This is a genomic window from Azospirillum isscasi (assembly GCF_030849505.1).
In the GTDB taxonomy this organism is placed as follows: domain Bacteria; phylum Pseudomonadota; class Alphaproteobacteria; order Azospirillales; family Azospirillaceae; genus Azospirillum; species Azospirillum isscasi.
In genome coordinates this window covers 34316-52048 of the sequence record NZ_JAUJFI010000009.1, presented here as the reverse complement: position 1 = coordinate 52048, position 17733 = coordinate 34316, and the positions used below count along the sequence as shown (strand labels likewise).

General features: G+C 65.4%; 13 protein-coding genes and 4 tRNA genes. 13 read left to right on the top strand and 4 right to left on the bottom strand.

Going from position 1 to position 17733, the window contains the following annotated elements; genetic code table 11:
- Positions 1–125: 125 nt before the first annotated feature.
- Entirely contained in the window at positions 126–386 is a 261-nt protein-coding gene (locus tag QSG27_RS03965) for a hypothetical protein (RefSeq protein WP_306703830.1), read from the bottom strand.
- 86 nt (positions 387–472) lie between these two features.
- Positions 473–931 (bottom strand): hemerythrin domain-containing protein, encoded by a 459-nt coding sequence (locus QSG27_RS03960; protein WP_306703829.1) that lies wholly within the window; start codon positions 929–931, stop codon positions 473–475.
- Positions 932–1308: 377 nt separating this feature from the next.
- On the opposite strand from QSG27_RS03960, the gene QSG27_RS03955 reads away from it, so the two are divergent.
- Positions 1309–2121 (top strand): class I SAM-dependent methyltransferase, encoded by an 813-nt coding sequence (locus QSG27_RS03955; RefSeq protein ID WP_306703828.1) that lies wholly within the window; start codon positions 1309–1311, stop codon positions 2119–2121.
- A gap of 267 nt (positions 2122–2388) precedes the next feature.
- Here QSG27_RS03955 and QSG27_RS03950 read toward each other — a convergent pair.
- Both QSG27_RS03950 and rlmB read right to left on the bottom strand, forming a co-directional pair.
- Positions 2389–2464: transfer RNA gene (locus QSG27_RS03950), tRNA-Thr, on the bottom strand.
- A 91-nt stretch (positions 2465–2555) separates the two neighbouring features.
- Entirely contained in the window at positions 2556–3410 is an 855-nt protein-coding gene (gene rlmB / locus QSG27_RS03945; RefSeq protein WP_306703827.1) for a 23S rRNA (guanosine(2251)-2'-O)-methyltransferase RlmB, read from the bottom strand.
- A 144-nt stretch (positions 3411–3554) separates the two neighbouring features.
- Between rlmB and QSG27_RS03940 the strand changes: the two genes are divergently transcribed.
- From QSG27_RS03940 to rpoC, 12 genes are all read left to right on the top strand, one after another.
- Positions 3555–3640: transfer RNA gene (locus QSG27_RS03940), tRNA-Tyr, on the top strand.
- A gap of 63 nt (positions 3641–3703) precedes the next feature.
- Positions 3704–3777: transfer RNA gene (locus QSG27_RS03935), tRNA-Gly, on the top strand.
- Positions 3778–3858: 81 nt separating this feature from the next.
- Positions 3859–5049 carry an elongation factor Tu gene (gene tuf, locus QSG27_RS03930; RefSeq protein ID WP_306703818.1) on the top strand — a complete coding sequence of 397 codons (1191 nt, stop codon included), beginning with the start codon at positions 3859–3861 and terminating at the stop codon, positions 5047–5049.
- Between the two features lie 155 nt (positions 5050–5204).
- A tRNA-Trp gene (locus QSG27_RS03925) sits at positions 5205–5280 on the top strand.
- 69 nt (positions 5281–5349) lie between these two features.
- Positions 5350–5547 carry a preprotein translocase subunit SecE gene (gene secE, locus QSG27_RS03920; RefSeq protein ID WP_306703826.1) on the top strand — a complete coding sequence of 66 codons (198 nt, stop codon included), beginning with the start codon at positions 5350–5352 and terminating at the stop codon, positions 5545–5547.
- A 5-nt stretch (positions 5548–5552) separates the two neighbouring features.
- Positions 5553–6083, top strand: a complete 531-nt coding sequence (gene nusG, locus QSG27_RS03915; protein ID WP_014241052.1) for a transcription termination/antitermination protein NusG — start codon at positions 5553–5555, stop codon at positions 6081–6083.
- Between the two features lie 134 nt (positions 6084–6217).
- The gene (rplK, locus tag QSG27_RS03910; protein WP_306703825.1) at positions 6218–6652 is read left to right on the top strand and encodes a 50S ribosomal protein L11; all 435 of its coding nucleotides are present in this window, start codon (positions 6218–6220) and stop codon (positions 6650–6652) included.
- Positions 6653–6656: 4 nt separating this feature from the next.
- On the top strand, positions 6657–7358 hold the full coding sequence (rplA, locus tag QSG27_RS03905) for a 50S ribosomal protein L1 (RefSeq protein ID WP_306703824.1): 702 nt from the start codon (positions 6657–6659) through the stop codon (positions 7356–7358).
- Between the two features lie 267 nt (positions 7359–7625).
- Entirely contained in the window at positions 7626–8144 is a 519-nt protein-coding gene (gene rplJ / locus QSG27_RS03900; protein WP_306703823.1) for a 50S ribosomal protein L10, read from the top strand.
- A 57-nt stretch (positions 8145–8201) separates the two neighbouring features.
- Positions 8202–8576, top strand: coding sequence for a 50S ribosomal protein L7/L12 (gene rplL / locus QSG27_RS03895; protein WP_306703822.1), 375 nt, complete (start codon positions 8202–8204; stop codon positions 8574–8576).
- A 233-nt stretch (positions 8577–8809) separates the two neighbouring features.
- Positions 8810–13003, top strand: a complete 4194-nt coding sequence (gene rpoB / locus QSG27_RS03890; protein ID WP_306703821.1) for a DNA-directed RNA polymerase subunit beta — start codon at positions 8810–8812, stop codon at positions 13001–13003.
- 99 nt (positions 13004–13102) lie between these two features.
- Positions 13103–17272: a DNA-directed RNA polymerase subunit beta' gene (gene rpoC / locus QSG27_RS03885; protein ID WP_306703820.1), complete on the top strand. Its 4170-nt coding sequence runs from the start codon at positions 13103–13105 to the stop codon at positions 17270–17272.
- Positions 17273–17733 lie beyond the last annotated feature (461 nt).

Below are 17733 nucleotides of genomic sequence, written 5' to 3'. Positions count from 1 at the left end.
ACGGCCCATTTGTTTCGGAAAACTGGGGCCCTGCGCCCCGCCGGCATTCGAATCCACGACAATGTCCCTCTTCCCCGGGTCTCTCCTCCCCGGCGGAGGAGGGGCATTTTTTGTGGGCGCCGCCATCATCGGTCGCGGGACGGGGCGTCGCTTTTGCGGAAGGCGTCGGCGCCCTTGGCGTGGCCCGAGGGCGCGCGGGCGTCAGTCGGTGCCCTGTCGATGGAACCGGCAGGGGAGGGGGGCGGGCGGGTCCCCGCGGCCTCGTCGTCGGTGCCCAGCGGGGCCGCCGCGGGATCGGCGGCGGGTATCTTGTCGCCGGTCAGGCCCCGGTCGATGGAATCGCGCAGGCGCTGCGCATCGGCGTTGGGGATGTCGGTCTGGGCCATGGGAAAACCTTGTCGGTTGCTCGGAACGGATCGTTCCTTCTCCAACCGGTGCCCACCGGCGCGGTTCCTCCTTCCGGCGCCGCCGGTCAGGAGCGCAGGGCGGCCTGGTCCTCTTCGTCGAGGCTGCCCAGCCAATCGTCCATGGAGATCATGGGCGGCTCGTCGCCGGTCCGCCGGGAGGCCTCCACCAGCTCGGTGTCGGCGGTGTTGGAATGGACGATGAACCACAGCATCAGCCGGTTCGCGTCGTCACCGGTCACCGGATCGCCGCGCTCGGCGGCCACCAGCAGGGCGTCGATGCTGGCGAGGTAAACGCGGTGCGCGTGCTCGTGCTGCTCCCGCCGGTCAGGGGTCAGGACGGCCATCTCCGCCGTTTCCGTGGCGAAATGCTCGCCCACCTCGCGCCGGAGCGTCGTCAGCTCCGTCAGCCCCATCGGCCCGCCGGCGGTCATCGCTGACAGGATGTCGAGAATCGCGCCGTGCTCCGCGTCGATGACGCCGGAACCGGTCGGGATCAGGGAGCAGCCGGAGTGGGCGTGTGGCATGGGCGCAGTCGCGGATCGGTCTGACATATGGTTGCGGGGTGGTGCCGGTTGCGGGGCTTGAACCGGCGATCGGGATTGCTCTTTAGGATCAGTGGATTGGCTCGCGGACGACATCTCATGCGGCTGATGGCGGCGCGAGCGGATCGTGAGGCTGAAGCCAGGGATTCGAGTTTAGCAGCAAAAGCGCCGGCGCAACATCAATGATTGTGGTGGAAGCTCCAGGCGCGAGTTCAGGCGTCGTGTGCGTATCATATTTTCCCTTTTCACTAGATAATTGCTCATTGTAATTTACCCAAGATTGGAAGGTGAAGCGGCGCTCATTCGGAAGACGCCGGATGAGCGGATGCCGCGGACGAGGGCTCTCCAGGAGATAGGAAATGGACAGAAATGCTACTATTAGGTCAATGATAAATACAAACGGTTATGGTTTGGAAATAGGGGCAAGTTATAATCCCGTTCTTCCTAAGAAAGATGGTTACAATGTGCACATAGCCGATTATGCTGGGCATGCCTATCTGCGGGAATTGCACAGCTCAAGTTCCGATAATATTGAGGACGTGGATTACATAACGCATGGCGGCCCCGTATCCGCTGCGGTTGGGGAAGTAAATTGCTTCGATTATATTGTCGCATCGCATATGATCGAGCATTGCACGGATTTCATTGGGTTTTTAAAAGATTGCGAGACGCTGCTGAAACCCGATGGCGCGCTGGTGTTGGTCGTTCCGGACAAAAGAAATTGCTTTGATGTCTTCCAATCTCTTTCGAGCGTGGGGGAAATGCTGGACATTCATTTGAAACAGCCAAAAAAGCACGAATCCGGCAAGCATTTCGATCATATGGCTTATGCGGCGGGACGCAACGGCCATATCGTCTGGCCGCATGGCTGTCCAGTCGATCTGGGGTTTATTCACACCCTTCCGGAGGCTATTTCCGCATTTCACCAGGCGGAAGCCAGTGACGAGTACCGTGATTGTCATTCATGGCGGTTTACACCGAGCAGCTTCCGCCTGGTCATCAATGACCTCCACGAGATCGGATCGATAAAGCTAAAGGAAAAAAGTTTTCGTGAAGGCAATGGTCCGGAATTCTATGTCAGCCTCAGTTTTGATGGCGGCGGAAGCCCGTTGACGCGAATTGATCTCGCCAAGAACATTACAAGGGAAATTGCCGAGGTTATCGTCAATTAGCGTCTCCCCACCGTTCTTGCGGACGTCATGTTTTTGAGCGGACTCGCTCTTCGGATAAATCGGAAAGTGTAGGGAAAAGGCGTATGGAATGACGAGTCCGGAGGGGGAAGCCGCGGCTTGCTGCGTCTCCAACGGCTTGCCGGCAAACCAGGCAGATGGTTGGGCCGGCCATTCCATACCCGCGCCGGCCGGTGCCGGCGGGATCGCCCTGCGATTGCCCAAATGAGTGAGGCCGCCTTCGGGCGGCCTCTAACCCTTTGAATTTGTTGGTGCCGGTTGCAGGGCTCGAACCCGCGACCTTCGGTTTACAAAACCGCTGCTCTACCGACTGAGCTAAACCGGCGTGCCGCCCGGCCAGACCGCGGCGGGCGCCTACACTAGCGTCCTCCGCGGTCCTCAGCAAGCCTCACCTGTGCGGCGCGTCCGGCGGTGCATCAGCGCAGCCGGGCGACCTCGTAAAGCGCGACGGCGGCGGCGTTGGACACGTTCAGGCTGCCCACCGGCCCTTGCGTCGGCAGGCGCGCGACGACGTCGCAGCGCTCCATGGTCAGGCGGCGCAGTCCGGCGCCTTCCGCCCCCAGCACCAGCGCGGTGCGCCCGGTCAGGTTGCATTGGGCCAGCGTGCTCCGGCCCGACTCGGCGAGGCCGACGGTCCAGAAACCGGCCTGCTGCAGGTCGGCCAGCGCGCGGGAGAGGTTGGTGACCCGCACCAGCGGCACCGACTCCAGCGCGCCGGACGCGCTCTTGGCGAGGACGCCGGTGGTCTCCGGCGCGTTGCGCTCCGTCACCACCACCGCCTTGGCGCCGAAGGCCGAGGCGGAGCGCAGGATGGCCCCGACATTGTGCGGGTCGGTCACCTGATCGAGCACGACGACGAGCGCCGACGGGTCCGAGTCGGCCTCGGCGCACACGTCCTCGATGCCGGTTTCCGGCAGCGGGGCGACGTCCACCGCAACGCCCTGGTGCACCGCGCCCGGCGGCAGCATGCGGTCGAGATCGCCGCGGTCCGCCGGCATCAGGCCGGGCCGCTGAAGCCCGCGCGCCTTGGCCTGGGCCAGAACCGGCTCCAGCGCCGTGCGGGCGGCCTCGGTCGCGATCAGGCGGTGGATGCGGCGCTCCGGGTTCAGCCAGGCCGCCGACACCGGGTGCAGGCCATAGAGCAGCACGCCCTGCGCGCCGCGGCCCGGAGAGGAGCGGTCGCCGCGCGACTCGCGGTGGGAAGAGGGGTGGCCTTTCGGCGGGGCGGGGGGCTGGCCGTGGGGCGCGGATGGCTTCTTCGAACGGGTCATGGTGTCCGGCTGGAGGGGCGGGGCCTAAGCCCGGCGCGGTTATTCACAGTTTTCTGGTTTGGACTGCTTCAGACGTGTTGACAAGGCCCCAAAAATTCTCATAGTGCCGAACTCCGCGGCGGGCACGTCCCGCAGCGGGCCTGGGGAAGGGTGGCCGAGTGGTTAAAGGCAGCAGACTGTAAATCTGCCCGCGTACGCGTACGCTGGTTCGAATCCAGCCCCTTCCACCACTACATTCCACGGCTTGTCCGTGATCGCAGTTCCCGGTCGTTAGCGCCGGGCGGGGCGTGCAGGCGGGTGTAGCTCAATGGTAGAGCAGAAGCCTTCCAAGCTTACGACGGGGGTTCGATTCCCCTCACCCGCTCCAATTCCCCCGCGCTAAGGGAAATGTCGATCTCGGCCGGGCCATTGTGTGCGTCCGGAACGTCGGGAACGAAAGACCAAAGCGATGGCGAAGGCAAAGTTTGAGCGGAACAAGCCGCACTGCAACATTGGCACGATCGGCCACGTCGACCACGGCAAGACGTCGCTGACGGCGGCGATCACGAAGGTGCTGGCCGAGGCCGGCGGCGCGACCTTCACCGCCTACGACCAGATCGACAAGGCGCCGGAGGAGAAGGCGCGCGGCATCACGATCTCGACCGCCCACGTCGAGTACGAGACGGCCAACCGCCACTACGCCCACGTCGATTGCCCGGGCCACGCCGACTACGTGAAGAACATGATCACGGGCGCCGCGCAGATGGACGGCGCGATCCTGGTCGTGTCGGCCGCCGACGGCCCGATGCCGCAGACCCGCGAGCACATCCTGCTGGCCCGCCAGGTCGGCGTGCCGGCGCTGGTGGTGTTCATGAACAAGGTCGACATGGTCGACGATCCGGAGCTGCTGGAGCTGGTCGAGATGGAGGTGCGCGAGCTGCTGTCCTCCTACCAGTTCCCGGGCGACGACATTCCGATCGTCAAGGGCTCGGCGCTGTGCGCGCTGGAGGACAAGCAGCCGGCGATCGGCCGTGAGGCGATCCTGGAGCTGATGAAGGCGGTGGACGAGTACATCCCGCAGCCGGAGCGTCCGAAGGACCGTCCGTTCCTGATGCCGATCGAGGACGTGTTCTCGATCTCGGGCCGCGGCACGGTGGTGACCGGGCGCGTCGAGCGCGGCATCGTCAAGGTCGGCGAGGAAGTCGAGATCGTCGGGCTGAAGGCGACGGTGAAGACGACGGTGACCGGCGTGGAGATGTTCCGCAAGCTGCTCGACTCGGGCGAGGCCGGCGACAACATCGGCGCGCTGCTGCGCGGCACCAAGCGCGAGGACGTGGAGCGCGGCCAGGTTCTGGCCAAGCCGGGCACCATCACCCCGCACACCACCTTCAAGGCCGAGGCTTACATCCTGACCAAGGAAGAGGGTGGCCGTCACACGCCGTTCTTCACCAACTACCGTCCGCAGTTCTACTTCCGCACGACCGACGTGACGGGCATGGTGAAGCTGCCGGAAGGCACCGAGATGGTGATGCCGGGCGACAACATCTCCATGGAAGTCGAGCTGATCGCTCCGATCGCCATGGACGAGGGCCTGCGCTTCGCCATCCGCGAGGGTGGCCGTACGGTCGGCGCCGGCGTCGTCGCCTCGATCATCAAGTAAGTTGCTGAGCCAGCCCCGCCGCCGGCGCCTCCGGGAACCGGCGGTGGGGTTGCTCCCATGAGAATTCGGCTTGCCCGCCGTTAAAAAGGCTAGCAAGCCAAGCGGCTATGCGCTATAAGCTCCGCTCCCCGCAGGGGGTAGAGCCTGACGGCGTTAGGAGTGTAGCTCAATTGGTAGAGCACCGGTCTCCAAAACCGGGGGCTGGGGGTTCGAGCCCCTCCACTCCTGCCACGCCGTACCGAACAAGAACGGGCCGCTGACCGCGCCCCACACGTCGCACCGGAGCCCGCACGGTCTACGATGGCTAAAGTGAATCCCGCAGAATTCGCGCGTGACGTCCGCCGCGAGGTGGCCAAGGTCACATGGCCGACCCGCAAGGAAACCGGCGTGACGACCGCCATGGTCTTCGTCATGGTGGTGGTGGCTTCGCTGTTCTTCCTCGTCGTCGACCAGGTGCTGGCGTTCTCCGTCCGCATGATCCTTGGGCTGGGGGCCTGATCGCCATGGCCGCGCGCTGGTACGTCGTTCACGTCTATTCGGGCTTCGAAAAGAAGGTTTCCCAGGCCATCCGCGAGAAGGCGGCTCAGAAGGGTCTGGAAGACAAGTTCGAGGAAATCCTGGTGCCGACCGAGGAAGTGGTCGAAGTGCGCCGGGGGTCCAAGATCAACACCGAGCGGAAGTTCTTCCCCGGCTACGTCCTCATCAAGATGGATTTGACGGACGAGTCCTGGCATCTCGTGAAGAACACGCCGAAGGTCACCGGCTTCCTGGGCGGCGGCGGCAAGCCGCAGCCGATCAGCCAGCGCGAAGCCGAGCGGATTATCCATCAGGTGCAGGAAGGCTTTGAGCGCCCCAAGCCCTCGATCACCTTCGAGGTGGGCGAGCAGGTGCGTGTGAGCGACGGCCCCTTCACCTCCTTCAACGGCACCGTCGAGGAAGTCGACGAAGAGAAGGCGCGCCTCAAGGTGGCCGTGTCGATCTTCGGTCGTTCGACGCCGGTCGAGCTGGAATACACCCAGGTCGAGAAAGTCTGAGAACACGGTTTTTCCCGGGGCACGTGATGAGCAGTCACGTGCTCCTTTCTGCTGCGGAAGGCCCGCCATAGCCGCACCGCAAGGCCCCGCGACGCCGGACAGCGTATCGAGGCGTCGTATCAGGAGGTTGTGACATGGCAAAGAAAATCGTCGGTTACATCAAGCTGCAGGTTCCGGCCGGCAAGGCGAATCCGTCGCCGCCCATCGGCCCGGCGCTCGGTCAGCGCGGCCTGAACATCATGGAGTTCTGCAAGGCGTTCAACGCCAAGACGCAGGACCTGGAAGTCGGCATGCCGATCCCGGTGGTCATCACCGCCTACGGCGACCGTACCTTCACCTTCGTCACGAAGACCCCGCCGGTCAGCTACTTCCTCAAGAAGGCCGCGGGCATCGACAAGGGCTCGCAGACCACCGGCAAGGGCGCCTTCGCCGGCAAGGTCACGACCACCCAGGTCCGTGAGATCGCCGAGAAGAAGATGAAGGACCTGAACGCCCACGACGTCGACGCGGCCGCGACCATGATCGCCGGTTCCGCCCGTTCGATGGGCCTCGAAGTGGTGGAGGGCTGATCCCATGGCGAAGCTCGGCAAGCGACTGACCGATTCCTACAAGAAGGTCGACCGCGAGGCGCTCTACTCGCTGGAGAGCGCCGTCTCCCTGCTGAAGGGCCTGCCCAAGGCGAAGTTCGATGAGACCATCGAGATCGCCATGAACCTGGGCATCGACCCGCGTCACGCCGACCAGATGGTCCGCGGCGTGGTGAACCTGCCGAACGGCACCGGCAAGACCGTGCGCGTCGCCGTGTTCGCCAAGGGCACCAAGGCGGACGACGCCCTGGCCGCCGGTGCGGACATCGTCGGCGCCGACGACCTGGCCGAGAAGATCCTGGCCGGCAACATCGACTTCGACCGCTGCATCGCGTCCCCGGACATGATGGGCGTCGTCGGCAAGCTGGGTAAGGTCCTCGGCCCGCGCGGCCTGATGCCGAACCCGAAGCTGGGCACCGTGACCCCCGACGTGGCCGGCGCCGTCAAGGCCGCCAAGGCCGGCGCCGTGGAGTTCCGCGCCGAGAAGACCGGCATCGTGCACGCCGGCGTGGGCAAGGCCAGCTTCTCGGAAGAGGCTCTGGTCCAGAACATCCGCGCTTTCGTCGAGGCGATCACCCGCGCCAAGCCGACCGGTGCCAAGGGCCAGTACCTGCTGAAGGTCTCGCTGTCCTCGACCATGGGGCCGGGCCTGAAGCTGGATCTGTCCACTCTGGCCGCCACGGCCTGAGTGATCTGAGTTTCGCCGCCGGCTCCCTCGGGACCGGCGGCGATCGGGTGTCCCCTGCGGGGGCGCCCACCCTGTCCAAGACCGCTGGCGCCCTTCCTTCTCCGGAGGGGAGGGCTTAAACCCGCCAGAGCAGACAGGAGTTGAACCGTTAACCACGCGGGTCCGCCCGCGGTTCAGGAACGGCTCGAACTTCTGGGACAGGTTCGCCGGGGCCTCCGACCGCAAGGGACGGGGCCTCTCGTAAACCTCTGTGCAAGGAGGCGATCCGTGGATCGTACACAAAAAGAAGCGACGATCGCGGACCTGCAGTCGAAGCTCCAGGACACGGGCCTGGTGGTGGTCACCCACCATCTGGGCCTGACGGTGGCGGAAGTCACCGACCTGCGTGGCAAGATTCGGGCCGCGGGCGCGAGCTTCAAGGTGACGAAGAACCGGCTCGCCCGCCGCGCCCTTCAGGGCACGCAGTTCGAAGGTCTGGACGGTCTCTTCAAGGGACCGACCGCGATCGCTTACTCGAAGGACCCCGTGGCGGCCGCCAAGGTGGTGGCCGACTACGCCAAGACCAACGAGAAGCTGAAGATCGTCGGTGCCGCTCTCGGCGACCAGGTCCTCGACGCGGAGGGAGTGAAGGCTCTCGCCACGCTCCCGTCGCTGGACGAACTGCGCGCCAAGCTCGTGGGCATGATCCAGACCCCGGCGACCCGCATCGCCGGCGTTCTCCAGGCTCCGGGCGGCCAGGTCGCCCGCGTGCTGGCGGCCTACGCGAAGAAGGACGAGGCGGCCTGAGCCGCACCCGTCTAGCTGTCTACCCATCCCAGAACATCGAGTTGTTGGAGCATCAAAATGGCTGATCTGCAGAAGCTGGTCGACGATCTCTCGGCCCTGACCGTCATCGAGGCCGCCGAGCTGTCGAAGCTGCTGGAAGAGAAGTGGGGCGTCTCCGCCGCCGCTCCGGTGGCCGTTGCCGCCGCCGGCCCGGCCGTCGCCGCCGCCCCGGTCGAAGAGCAGACCGAGTTCAACGTGATCCTCGCCGACGCCGGCGACAAGAAGATCAACGTCATCAAGGAAGTCCGCGCCATCACCGGCCTGGGCCTGAAGGAAGCCAAGGACCTGGTCGAAGGCGCTCCGAAGCCCGTCAAGGAAGGCGTGACGAAGGACGAGGCCGCCAAGATCAAGAAGCAGCTTGAAGAGGCCGGCGCGAAGGTCGATATTAAGTAAGACCGTCTTGCTGCGACGGATAAGACATATCCACGCCGGACGGCGGCTGGTCCTCGAGGGGACCTGCCGCCGCACGGCGTTTTCTGCCTTCCACCGGACCGGGTTTCCCGGTCCGGCTCTTTCCGTCCCTGCATAGGGGGCGGGCCGCGCGATCATCGCCGCGTCGCGGCGAGCACCCTGGTTCGCGTGCTTCCGGTCGAGCGTACTCACGATTCTGACGTTTGGGGACATCCATGGCCAAATCCTTTACGGGTCGAAAGCGTGTTCGGAAGAGCTTCGGGCGCATCCCGGAAGTCACCCAGATGCCCAACCTCATCGAGGTGCAGCGCAGCTCCTACGATCACTTCCTGCAAATGGACGTCCCGCCGGAGAAGCGGGCCAACCTGGGTCTGCAGGAGGTGTTCCGGTCGGTGTTCCCGATCAAGGATTTCTCCGACCGCGCCGTCCTCGACTTCGTGAAGTACGAGCTTGAGCAGCCGAAGTATGACGTCGAGGAGTGCCAGCAGCGCGGCATGACCTTCGCCGCCCCGCTGAAGGTGACCCTGCGCCTCTCCGTCTTCGACGTGGAAGAGGACACGGGCCTGCGCTCGATCCGCGACATCAAGGAGCAGGACGTCTACATGGGCGACATGCCCCTGATGACGGCCAACGGCACCTTCATCATCAACGGCACCGAGCGCGTCATCGTCTCCCAGATGCACCGCAGCCCGGGCGTCTTCTTCGACCACGACAAGGGCAAGACCCACTCGTCGGGCAAGTATCTCTTCGCGGCCCGCGTGATCCCGTACCGCGGCTCCTGGCTGGACTTCGAGTTCGACGCCAAGGACCTCGTCTACGTGCGCATCGACCGCCGCCGCAAGCTGCCGGCCACCACGCTGCTGTTCGCCCTCGACGGCGCGGACACCGAGGCGCTGCGCGCCGAGCGGAAGGCCCAGAAGAAGGACCTGCTGCCCTACGAGGCGCAGGGCATGTCGAAGGAGGAGATCCTCAACTTCTTCTACGACACCATCACCTATTCCCGCGCGTCGGGCGGCTGGAAGACTCCGTTCAACGCCGACCGCATGAAGGGCGTCAAGGTCGCCTCCGACCTCGTGGATGCGGCCTCCGGCCAGGTCGTCGCCGAGGCCGGCACGAAGATGACCCCGCGCCTGATCAAGAAGCTGGTCGAGGGCGGCCTCGCCGAGCAGCTCGTCTCCACCGAGGAGCTGACCGGGCGCTACCTCGCCGTCGACATCATCAACGAACGGACCGGCGAGGTTCTGTTCGAAGCCGGTGACGAACTGTCGGCCAGCGACCTCGACAAGCTGGAGAAGGCCGGCGTGGACGAGCTGCCGGTGCTGGCGATCGACCACCTGAACGTCGGCGCCTACATCCGCAACACGATGGCCGCCGACCGCAACGCGTCCCGCGAGGACGCGCTGATCGACATCTACCGCGTCATGCGCCCGGGCGAGCCGCCGACCCTGGAGTCCGCGGAGGCCCTGTTCGCCGGCCTGTTCTTCGACAGCGAGCGCTACGACCTGTCGGCGGTGGGCCGCGTCAAGATGAACGCGCGCCTGAACTTCCAGACCGAGGACAGCGTCCGCGTCCTGCGCAAGCAGGACATCATGTCGATCCTGAAGGTCCTGGTGAACCTGAAGGACGGCCGCGGCGAGATCGACGACATCGACCATCTCGGCAACCGCCGCGTCCGCTCGGTCGGCGAGCTGATGGAGAACCAGTACCGCGTCGGCCTGCTGCGCATGGAGCGCGCGATCCGCGAGCGCATGTCCTCGGTCGAGATCGACACGGTCATGCCGCACGACCTGATCAACGCCAAGCCGGCGGCGGCGGCTGTCCGCGAGTTCTTCGGTTCCTCGCAGCTCTCGCAGTTCATGGACCAGACCAACCCGCTGTCCGAGATCACGCACAAGCGCCGTCTCTCGGCGCTGGGCCCGGGCGGTCTGACCCGCGAGCGCGCCGGCTTCGAAGTGCGCGACGTGCACCCGACGCACTATGGCCGCATCTGCCCGATTGAGACGCCCGAAGGTCCGAACATCGGCCTGATCAACTCGCTGGCCACCTACGCCCGCGTGAACCAGTACGGCTTCATTGAGAGCCCATACCGCAAGGTTCAGGACGGGCGCGTGACCGACGAGGTGGTCTACCTCTCCGCCATGGAGGAGGGCCGCTACGTCGTCGCCCAGGCCAACGCCGAACTGGATGCTGACAACCGCTTCGCCGCCGACCTCGTGTCGTGCCGGCAGGGCGGCGAGTATCTGATGTTCCGCCCGGAGGCCATCGACCTGATCGACGTGTCGCCGAAGCAGCTCGTCTCCGTCGCCGCGGCGCTGATCCCGTTCCTTGAGAACGACGACGCGAACCGCGCTCTGATGGGCTCGAACATGCAGCGCCAGGCGGTGCCGCTGGTCAAGGCCGACGCGCCGCTGGTCGGCACCGGCATGGAAGCCACGGTGGCCCGCGACAGCGGCGTGACCATCGTCGCCAAGCGCAAGGGCATCGTCGACCAGATCGACGCCACCCGCATCGTGGTGCGCGCCACCGATTCGTCGGACACCACGGCGCCGGGCGTGGACATCTACAACCTGCTGAAGTTCCAGCGTTCCAACCAGAACACCTGCATCACCCAGCGTCCGCTGGTGAAGGTGGGCGACCGCGTGGCGGCCGGCGACATCATCGCCGACGGCCCCTCGACGGAGCTGGGCGAGCTGGCCCTGGGCCGCAACGTGCTCGTCGCCTTCATGCCCTGGAACGGCTACAACTTCGAGGACTCGATCCTCATCAACGAGCGCATCGTCAAGGACGACGTCTTCACCTCGATCCACATCGAGGAGTTCGAGGTCATGGCCCGCGACACCAAGCTGGGCCAGGAGGAAATCACCCGCGACATTCCGAACGTCGGTGAGGAAGCCCTCAAGAACCTCGACGAGGCCGGCATCGTCTACATCGGCGCCGAGGTCCGCCCGGGCGACATCCTGGTCGGCAAGGTGACGCCGAAGGGCGAGAGCCCGATGACGCCGGAAGAGAAGCTGCTGCGCGCCATCTTCGGCGAAAAGGCGTCCGACGTCCGCGACACCTCGCTGCGCCTCCCGCCGGGCGTGGCCGGCACGATCGTCGAGGTCCGGGTCTTCAGCCGCCGCGGCGTCGACAAGGACGAGCGCGCTCTCGCCATCGAACGGGCGGAGATCGAGAAGCTGGCCAAGGACCGCGACGACGAGCGCGCGATCCTGGAGCGCAGCTTCTACACCCGCCTGAAGGAGGTCATCCTCGGCCAGACCGCCCAGTCCGGCCCGAAGGGCATGAAGGCCGGCACGGTCCTCACCGACGCTGAGCTGGCGAACCTGACCAAGGGCCAGTGGCGCCAGATCTCCATCGCCGACGAGCAGGTGATGGAAATGGTGGAGAGCCTGGGCAAGGTCTTCGACGACTCGATCCAGGCGTTGCAGAACCGCTTCGAGAACAAGGTCGAGAAGCTGCAGCGCGGCGACGAGCTGCCGCCGGGCGTCATGAAGATGGTCAAGGTCTTCGTCGCGGTGAAGCGCAAGCTGCAGCCGGGCGACAAGATGGCCGGCCGCCACGGCAACAAGGGTGTGGTCTCCCGCATCCTGCCGCAGGAGGACATGCCCTATCTGGAAGACGGCCAACCGGTCGATCTGGTGCTGAACCCGCTGGGCGTGCCGTCGCGCATGAACATCGGTCAGATCCTGGAGACGCATCTGGGCTGGGCTTCCGCCGGCCTCGGCAAGCAGATCGGGCGCGCCATCGACCAGTACCGCCTCGCCATGAAGGGCCGCGGCGACGCCGCCCAGACCATGGACGGGCTGCGCGGCACGCTGAAGGAGGCTTACGGCCAGAAGGTCTACGACGACCAGATTGCCGACATGACCGAAGGCGAGTTGCTGGAACTGGGCGGCAATCTGCGCAAGGGCGTTCCCTTCGCGACGCCGGTCTTCGACGGCGCCCGCGAGGAGGACATCTGCCAGCAGCTCGAGAAGGCCGGTCTGGACCGCTCCGGTCAGGTCACTCTGATCGACGGGCGCACCGGCGAGGCCTTCGACCGAAAGGTGACCGTCGGCTACATCTACATGCTGAAGCTGCACCACCTCGTGGACGACAAGATCCACGCGCGTTCGATCGGTCCCTACTCGCTGGTCACCCAGCAGCCGCTCGGCGGTAAGGCCCAGTTCGGCGGACAGCGCTTCGGTGAGATGGAGGTGTGGGCGCTCGAAGCCTACGGCGCCGCCTACACGCTGCAGGAGATGCTCACGGTCAAGTCGGACGACGTGTCCGGCCGCACCAAGGTCTACGAGGCGATCGTCCGCGGCGACGACAACTTCGAGGCGGGCATCCCTGAGTCCTTCAACGTTCTCGTCAAGGAGCTGCGCTCCCTGGGCCTGAACGTCGAGCTGAACCAGCGGTCGTACTGAGCCAAAAGAGACTGAACCCGCCGGACGGGGGCCATGTCGGCCCCTTCCGGCGGGAACTGCCCTTAACCGACAACGCGGCGCTGCCAGCGGGAGACGGTCATGAACGAGTTGATGAACATTTTCGGCCAGGTCCAGGGTCCCCAGAGCTTCGATCAGATCCGCATCCAGATCGCGAGCCCCGAGCGCATCCGGTCCTGGTCGTTCGGCGAGATCAAGAAGCCGGAAACCATCAACTATCGCACTTTCAAGCCTGAGCGCGACGGCCTGTTCTGCGCCCGCATCTTCGGTCCGATCAAGGACTACGAGTGCTTGTGCGGCAAGTACAAGCGCATGAAGTACCGCGGCATCATCTGCGAGAAGTGCGGCGTCGAGGTGACGCTGTCGAAGGTCCGGCGCGAGCGCATGGGCCACATCGAGCTGGCCTCGCCGGTCGCCCACATCTGGTTCCTGAAGTCCCTGCCGAGCCGCATCGGTCTGCTGCTCGACATGACGCTGAAGGATCTGGAGCGCATCCTCTATTTCGAGAACTACGTCGTCATCGAGCCGGGCCTGACCCCGCTGAAGCTCCACCAGCTTCTCAGCGAGGAGGAGTTTGTCTCCGCCCAGGACGAGTACGGCGAGGACGCCTTCACCGCCTCCATCGGTGCCGAAGCGCTGCGCATCATGCTGTCGGCGCTCGACATGGAGGAGGAGAAGAAGACCTGCCGCGAAGAGCTGCGCGACACCTCGTCCGAGGCCAAGCGCAAGAAGCTCGTGAAGCGCCTGAAGCTGATCGACGCCTTCCTGTCGTCTCAGTCGCGTCCGGAATGGATGATCCTGGAAGTCATTCCGGTGATCCCGCCGGAGCTGCGTCCGCTCGTCCCGCTGGACGGCGGCCGCTTCGCCACGTCCGACCTGAACGACCTGTACCGCCGCGTCATCAACCGCAACAACCGTCTGAAGCGGCTGATCGAGCTGAAGGCGCCGGACATCATCGTCCGCAACGAGAAGCGCATGCTGCAGGAGGCCGTCGACGCGCTGTTCGACAACGGCCGCCGTGGCCGCGTCATCACCGGCGCCAACAAGCGTCCGCTGAAGTCGCTGTCCGACATGCTGAAGGGCAAGCAGGGCCGCTTCCGTCAGAACCTGCTCGGCAAGCGCGTGGACTACTCGGGCCGTTCGGTCATCGTGGTCGGTCCGGAGCTTAAGCTGCACCAGTGCGGCCTGCCGAAGAAGATGGCGCTGGAGCTGTTCAAGCCCTTCATCTACGCGAAGCTGGAGCTGTACGGCCTCGCCTCCACCATCAAGGCCGCCAAGCGGATGGTCGAGAAGGAGCGTCCCGAGGTGTGGGACATCCTGGAAGAGGTCATCCGCGAGCATCCGGTGATGCTGAACCGCGCGCCGACGCTGCACCGCCTGGGCATCCAGGCCTTCGAGCCGACGCTGATCGAAGGCAAGGCGATCCAGCTCCACCCGCTGGTCTGCACCGCCTTCAACGCGGACTTCGACGGCGACCAGATGGCCGTGCACGTCCCGCTGTCGCTTGAAGCGCAGCTGGAAGCGCGCGTCCTGATGATGTCCACCAACAACATCCTGTCGCCCGCGAACGGCAAGCCGATCATCGTGCCGTCGCAGGACATCGTGCTGGGTCTCTACTACATCACGATGGACCGGCCGGGCGAGATGGGCGAGGGCATGACCTTCGCCAACGTCGGCGAGATCGAGCAGGCGCTGGACGCCAAGGTCGTGACGCTGCACGCCAAGGTGAAGGCCCGCTACAAGGGCGTGGACGAGAACGGCGACGAGAAGATCTCCATCGTGGAGACGACGCCGGGCCGCATGCTGCTGTCCGAGATCCTGCCGCGCAACCCGGCGGTCCCCTTCGCGCTGATCAACCGCCTGCTGACCAAGAAGGACGTCGGCAACGTCATCGACGCCGTCTACCGCCATTGCGGCCAGAAGGAGACGGTGATCTTCGCCGACCGGCTGATGAAGCTGGGCTTCAGCCACGCCTGCCGCGCCGGCATCTCCTTCGGCAAGGATGACATGGTCATCCCCGAGGCGAAGAAGAAGCTGGTCAACGACAGCAAGGAGCGGGTGAAGGAGTTCGAGCAGCAGTATCTCGACGGCCTGATCACTCAGGGCGAGAAGTACAACAAGGTCGTCGACGTCTGGTCGGAATGCACCGAGAAGGTGGCGACGGAGATGATGAAGGTCATCTCCGACACCAAGCCGGGCAAGCCGGTCAACTCGGTGTACATGATGGCCCACTCCGGTGCGCGTGGCTCCGCCGCCCAGATCCGCCAGCTGGCGGGCATGCGCGGCCTGATGGCCAAGCCGTCGGGCGAGATCATCGAGACGCCGATCATCTCGAACTTCAAGGAAGGCCTCACCGTGCTGGAGTACTTCAACTCCACCCACGGCGCCCGCAAGGGTCTGGCCGACACCGCTCTGAAGACGGCGAACTCCGGTTACCTCACCCGCCGTCTGGTGGACGTGGCGCAGGACGCGATCATCGTCGAGACCGATTGCGGCACCGACAAGGGCATCACCGTGAAGGCGGTGATCGACGGCGGCGAGGTCATCTCCCCGCTGGGCGACCGCATCCTGGGCCGCACGGTGGTGGGCGACCTGATCGACCCGCTGAACGGCGAGCTGATCGTCCCGAACGCCGGCCTGATCGACGAGGCCACCGTGGACCGCATCGAGCGGTCGGGCATCGACAGCGTCATGATCCGCTCGGTCCTGACCTGCGAGACCAAGGACGGCGTCTGCGCCAAGTGCTATGGCCGCGATCTGGCCCGCGGCACTCTGGTGAACGTCGGCGAGGCGGTGGGCGTCATCGCCGCCCAGTCGATCGGCGAGCCGGGCACGCAGCTCACCATGCGCACGTTCCACATCGGCGGTGCGGCGCAGCGCGGTGCGGAGCAGAGCCAGGTGGAGGCGGCGTTCGACGCCACGGTGCGGATCAACAACCGCAACGTCGTCATCAACTCCTCCAACATCCCGGTGGTCATGGGCCGCAACACCGAAGTGATCCTGCTCGACGAGCAGGGCCGCGAGCGGGCGCGTCACCGCGTTCCGTACGGTGCGAAGCTGCTGGCCGACGAGGGCGTTAAGGTCGAGCGCGGCCAGAAGCTGGCCGAGTGGGACCCCTACACCCTGCCGATCATCACCGAGCGCGAGGGTACCGCCCACTATGTGGACCTCGTGGAAGGCATCTCCATGCGCGAGGTGATGGACGAGGCCACCGGCATTTCGTCCAAGGTCGTGGTGGACTGGCGCCAGCAGCCGCGCGGTGCGGATCTGAAGCCGCGCATCACGCTGCGCGACGAGCGGGGCGAGATCATCACGCTGGCCAACGGTCTGGAGGCCCGCTACTTCATGTCGGTGGACGCCATCCTCTCGGTCGAGAACGGCGCCCATGTGAAGGCCGGTGACGTGCTGGCCCGTATCCCGCGTGAATCGTCGAAGACCCGCGACATCACGGGCGGTCTGCCGCGCGTGGCCGAGCTGTTCGAGGCGCGCCGTCCGAAGGACTTCGCGATCATCTCCGACCTCGACGGCCGCGTGGAGTTCGGCAAGGACTACAAGACCAAGCGCCGCATCGTCGTCCGCAACGACGAGACGGGGGACGAGCGCGAGTATCTGATCCCGAAGGGCAAGCACATCTCCGTGCAGGAGGGTGACTATGTCCAGCGCGGCGACCTGCTGATGGACGGCAACCCGGTGCCGCACGACATTCTGTCGGTGATGGGCGTGGAGGCTCTGGCCAACTACCTCATCAACGAGATCCAGGACGTCTACCGGTTGCAGGGCGTGAAGATCAACGACAAGCACATCGAGGTGATCGTCCGCCAGATGCTGCAGAAGGTCGAGATCACCGACGCCGGCGAGACCACCTTCCTGGTGGGCGAGCAGGTCGACCGTCAGGAGTTCGACGAGGAGAACGAGAAGACCGTGGGCGAGGGCCTCAAGCCGGCCTCCGGCCACCCGGTCCTGCAGGGCATCACCAAGGCGTCGCTGCAGACCCGATCCTTCATCTCCGCCGCGTCGTTCCAGGAAACCACCCGCGTCCTTACCGAGGCCGCGGTGTCGGGCAAGACCGACAACCTGGAGGGACTGAAGGAGAACGTGATCGTCGGCCGCCTGATCCCGGCGGGCACGGGCTCCGTCGTCAACCGCCTGAAGCAGATCGCCGCCGAGCGCGACCGCGCCATGGCGGTGGGCGAGGATGGCGAAGGCGAGGCTCCGGCCCTGCCGCATCCGGGCGAGAGCACCGCGGCCTGAGGCTTCGGCGCATAGGGTTAGGGAAGGGGGCGCGTTCCGAAAGGGACGCGCCCCCTTCCGCTTGCGCACGCCAACGGGGTTGCGGCGGGACTCGCAAAACGGGCGATTGTGCGTCGCCGAACCGTCATTTGCGCGCTTGACGGGGCAGGGGGCACCCCATATAGTCCGCGAACTTCAAAGGGACCCAAGGGCGGTTTTCTGCCTGCCACAATCCGGTCCTGCTGAAACCCAATCGACATAGCCGGACAGTTCCGCTGAACGGCGTTCGACCATTGGGCCCGCTCGAAGCCCCTCGGGCTTCGCAGGCGGGCTTTTGCATCGTCCGGCCAAACCGGGCGATTTTCCAATCGGTCCGGCTCCGCCGGCCGATCGACCTGAAGGGATGAAGGGCAGATATGCCGACGATCAACCAGTTGATCCGTAAGCCGCGCGAGCCCTTGGCCGCGCGCAATAAGGTTCCC

Coding starts and splice junctions, on each gene's coding strand:
- rplA (WP_306703824.1), top strand. CDS start 6,657: ATGGCGAAGCTCGGCAAGCGACTGACCGATTCCTACAAGAAGGTCGAC.
- rplK (WP_306703825.1), top strand. CDS start 6,218: ATGGCAAAGAAAATCGTCGGTTACATCAAGCTGCAGGTTCCGGCCGGC.
- QSG27_RS03965 (WP_306703830.1), bottom strand. CDS start 386: ATGGCCCAGACCGACATCCCCAACGCCGATGCGCAGCGCCTGCGCGAT.
- rplL (WP_306703822.1), top strand. CDS start 8,202: ATGGCTGATCTGCAGAAGCTGGTCGACGATCTCTCGGCCCTGACCGTC.
- tuf (WP_306703818.1), top strand. CDS start 3,859: ATGGCGAAGGCAAAGTTTGAGCGGAACAAGCCGCACTGCAACATTGGC.
- rpoC (WP_306703820.1), top strand. CDS start 13,103: ATGAACGAGTTGATGAACATTTTCGGCCAGGTCCAGGGTCCCCAGAGC.
- rpoB (WP_306703821.1), top strand. CDS start 8,810: ATGGCCAAATCCTTTACGGGTCGAAAGCGTGTTCGGAAGAGCTTCGGG.
- QSG27_RS03955 (WP_306703828.1), top strand. CDS start 1,309: ATGGACAGAAATGCTACTATTAGGTCAATGATAAATACAAACGGTTAT.
- rlmB (WP_306703827.1), bottom strand. CDS start 3,410: ATGACCCGTTCGAAGAAGCCATCCGCGCCCCACGGCCAGCCCCCCGCC.
- QSG27_RS03960 (WP_306703829.1), bottom strand. CDS start 931: ATGCCACACGCCCACTCCGGCTGCTCCCTGATCCCGACCGGTTCCGGC.
- secE (WP_306703826.1), top strand. CDS start 5,350: ATGGCTAAAGTGAATCCCGCAGAATTCGCGCGTGACGTCCGCCGCGAG.
- nusG (WP_014241052.1), top strand. CDS start 5,553: ATGGCCGCGCGCTGGTACGTCGTTCACGTCTATTCGGGCTTCGAAAAG.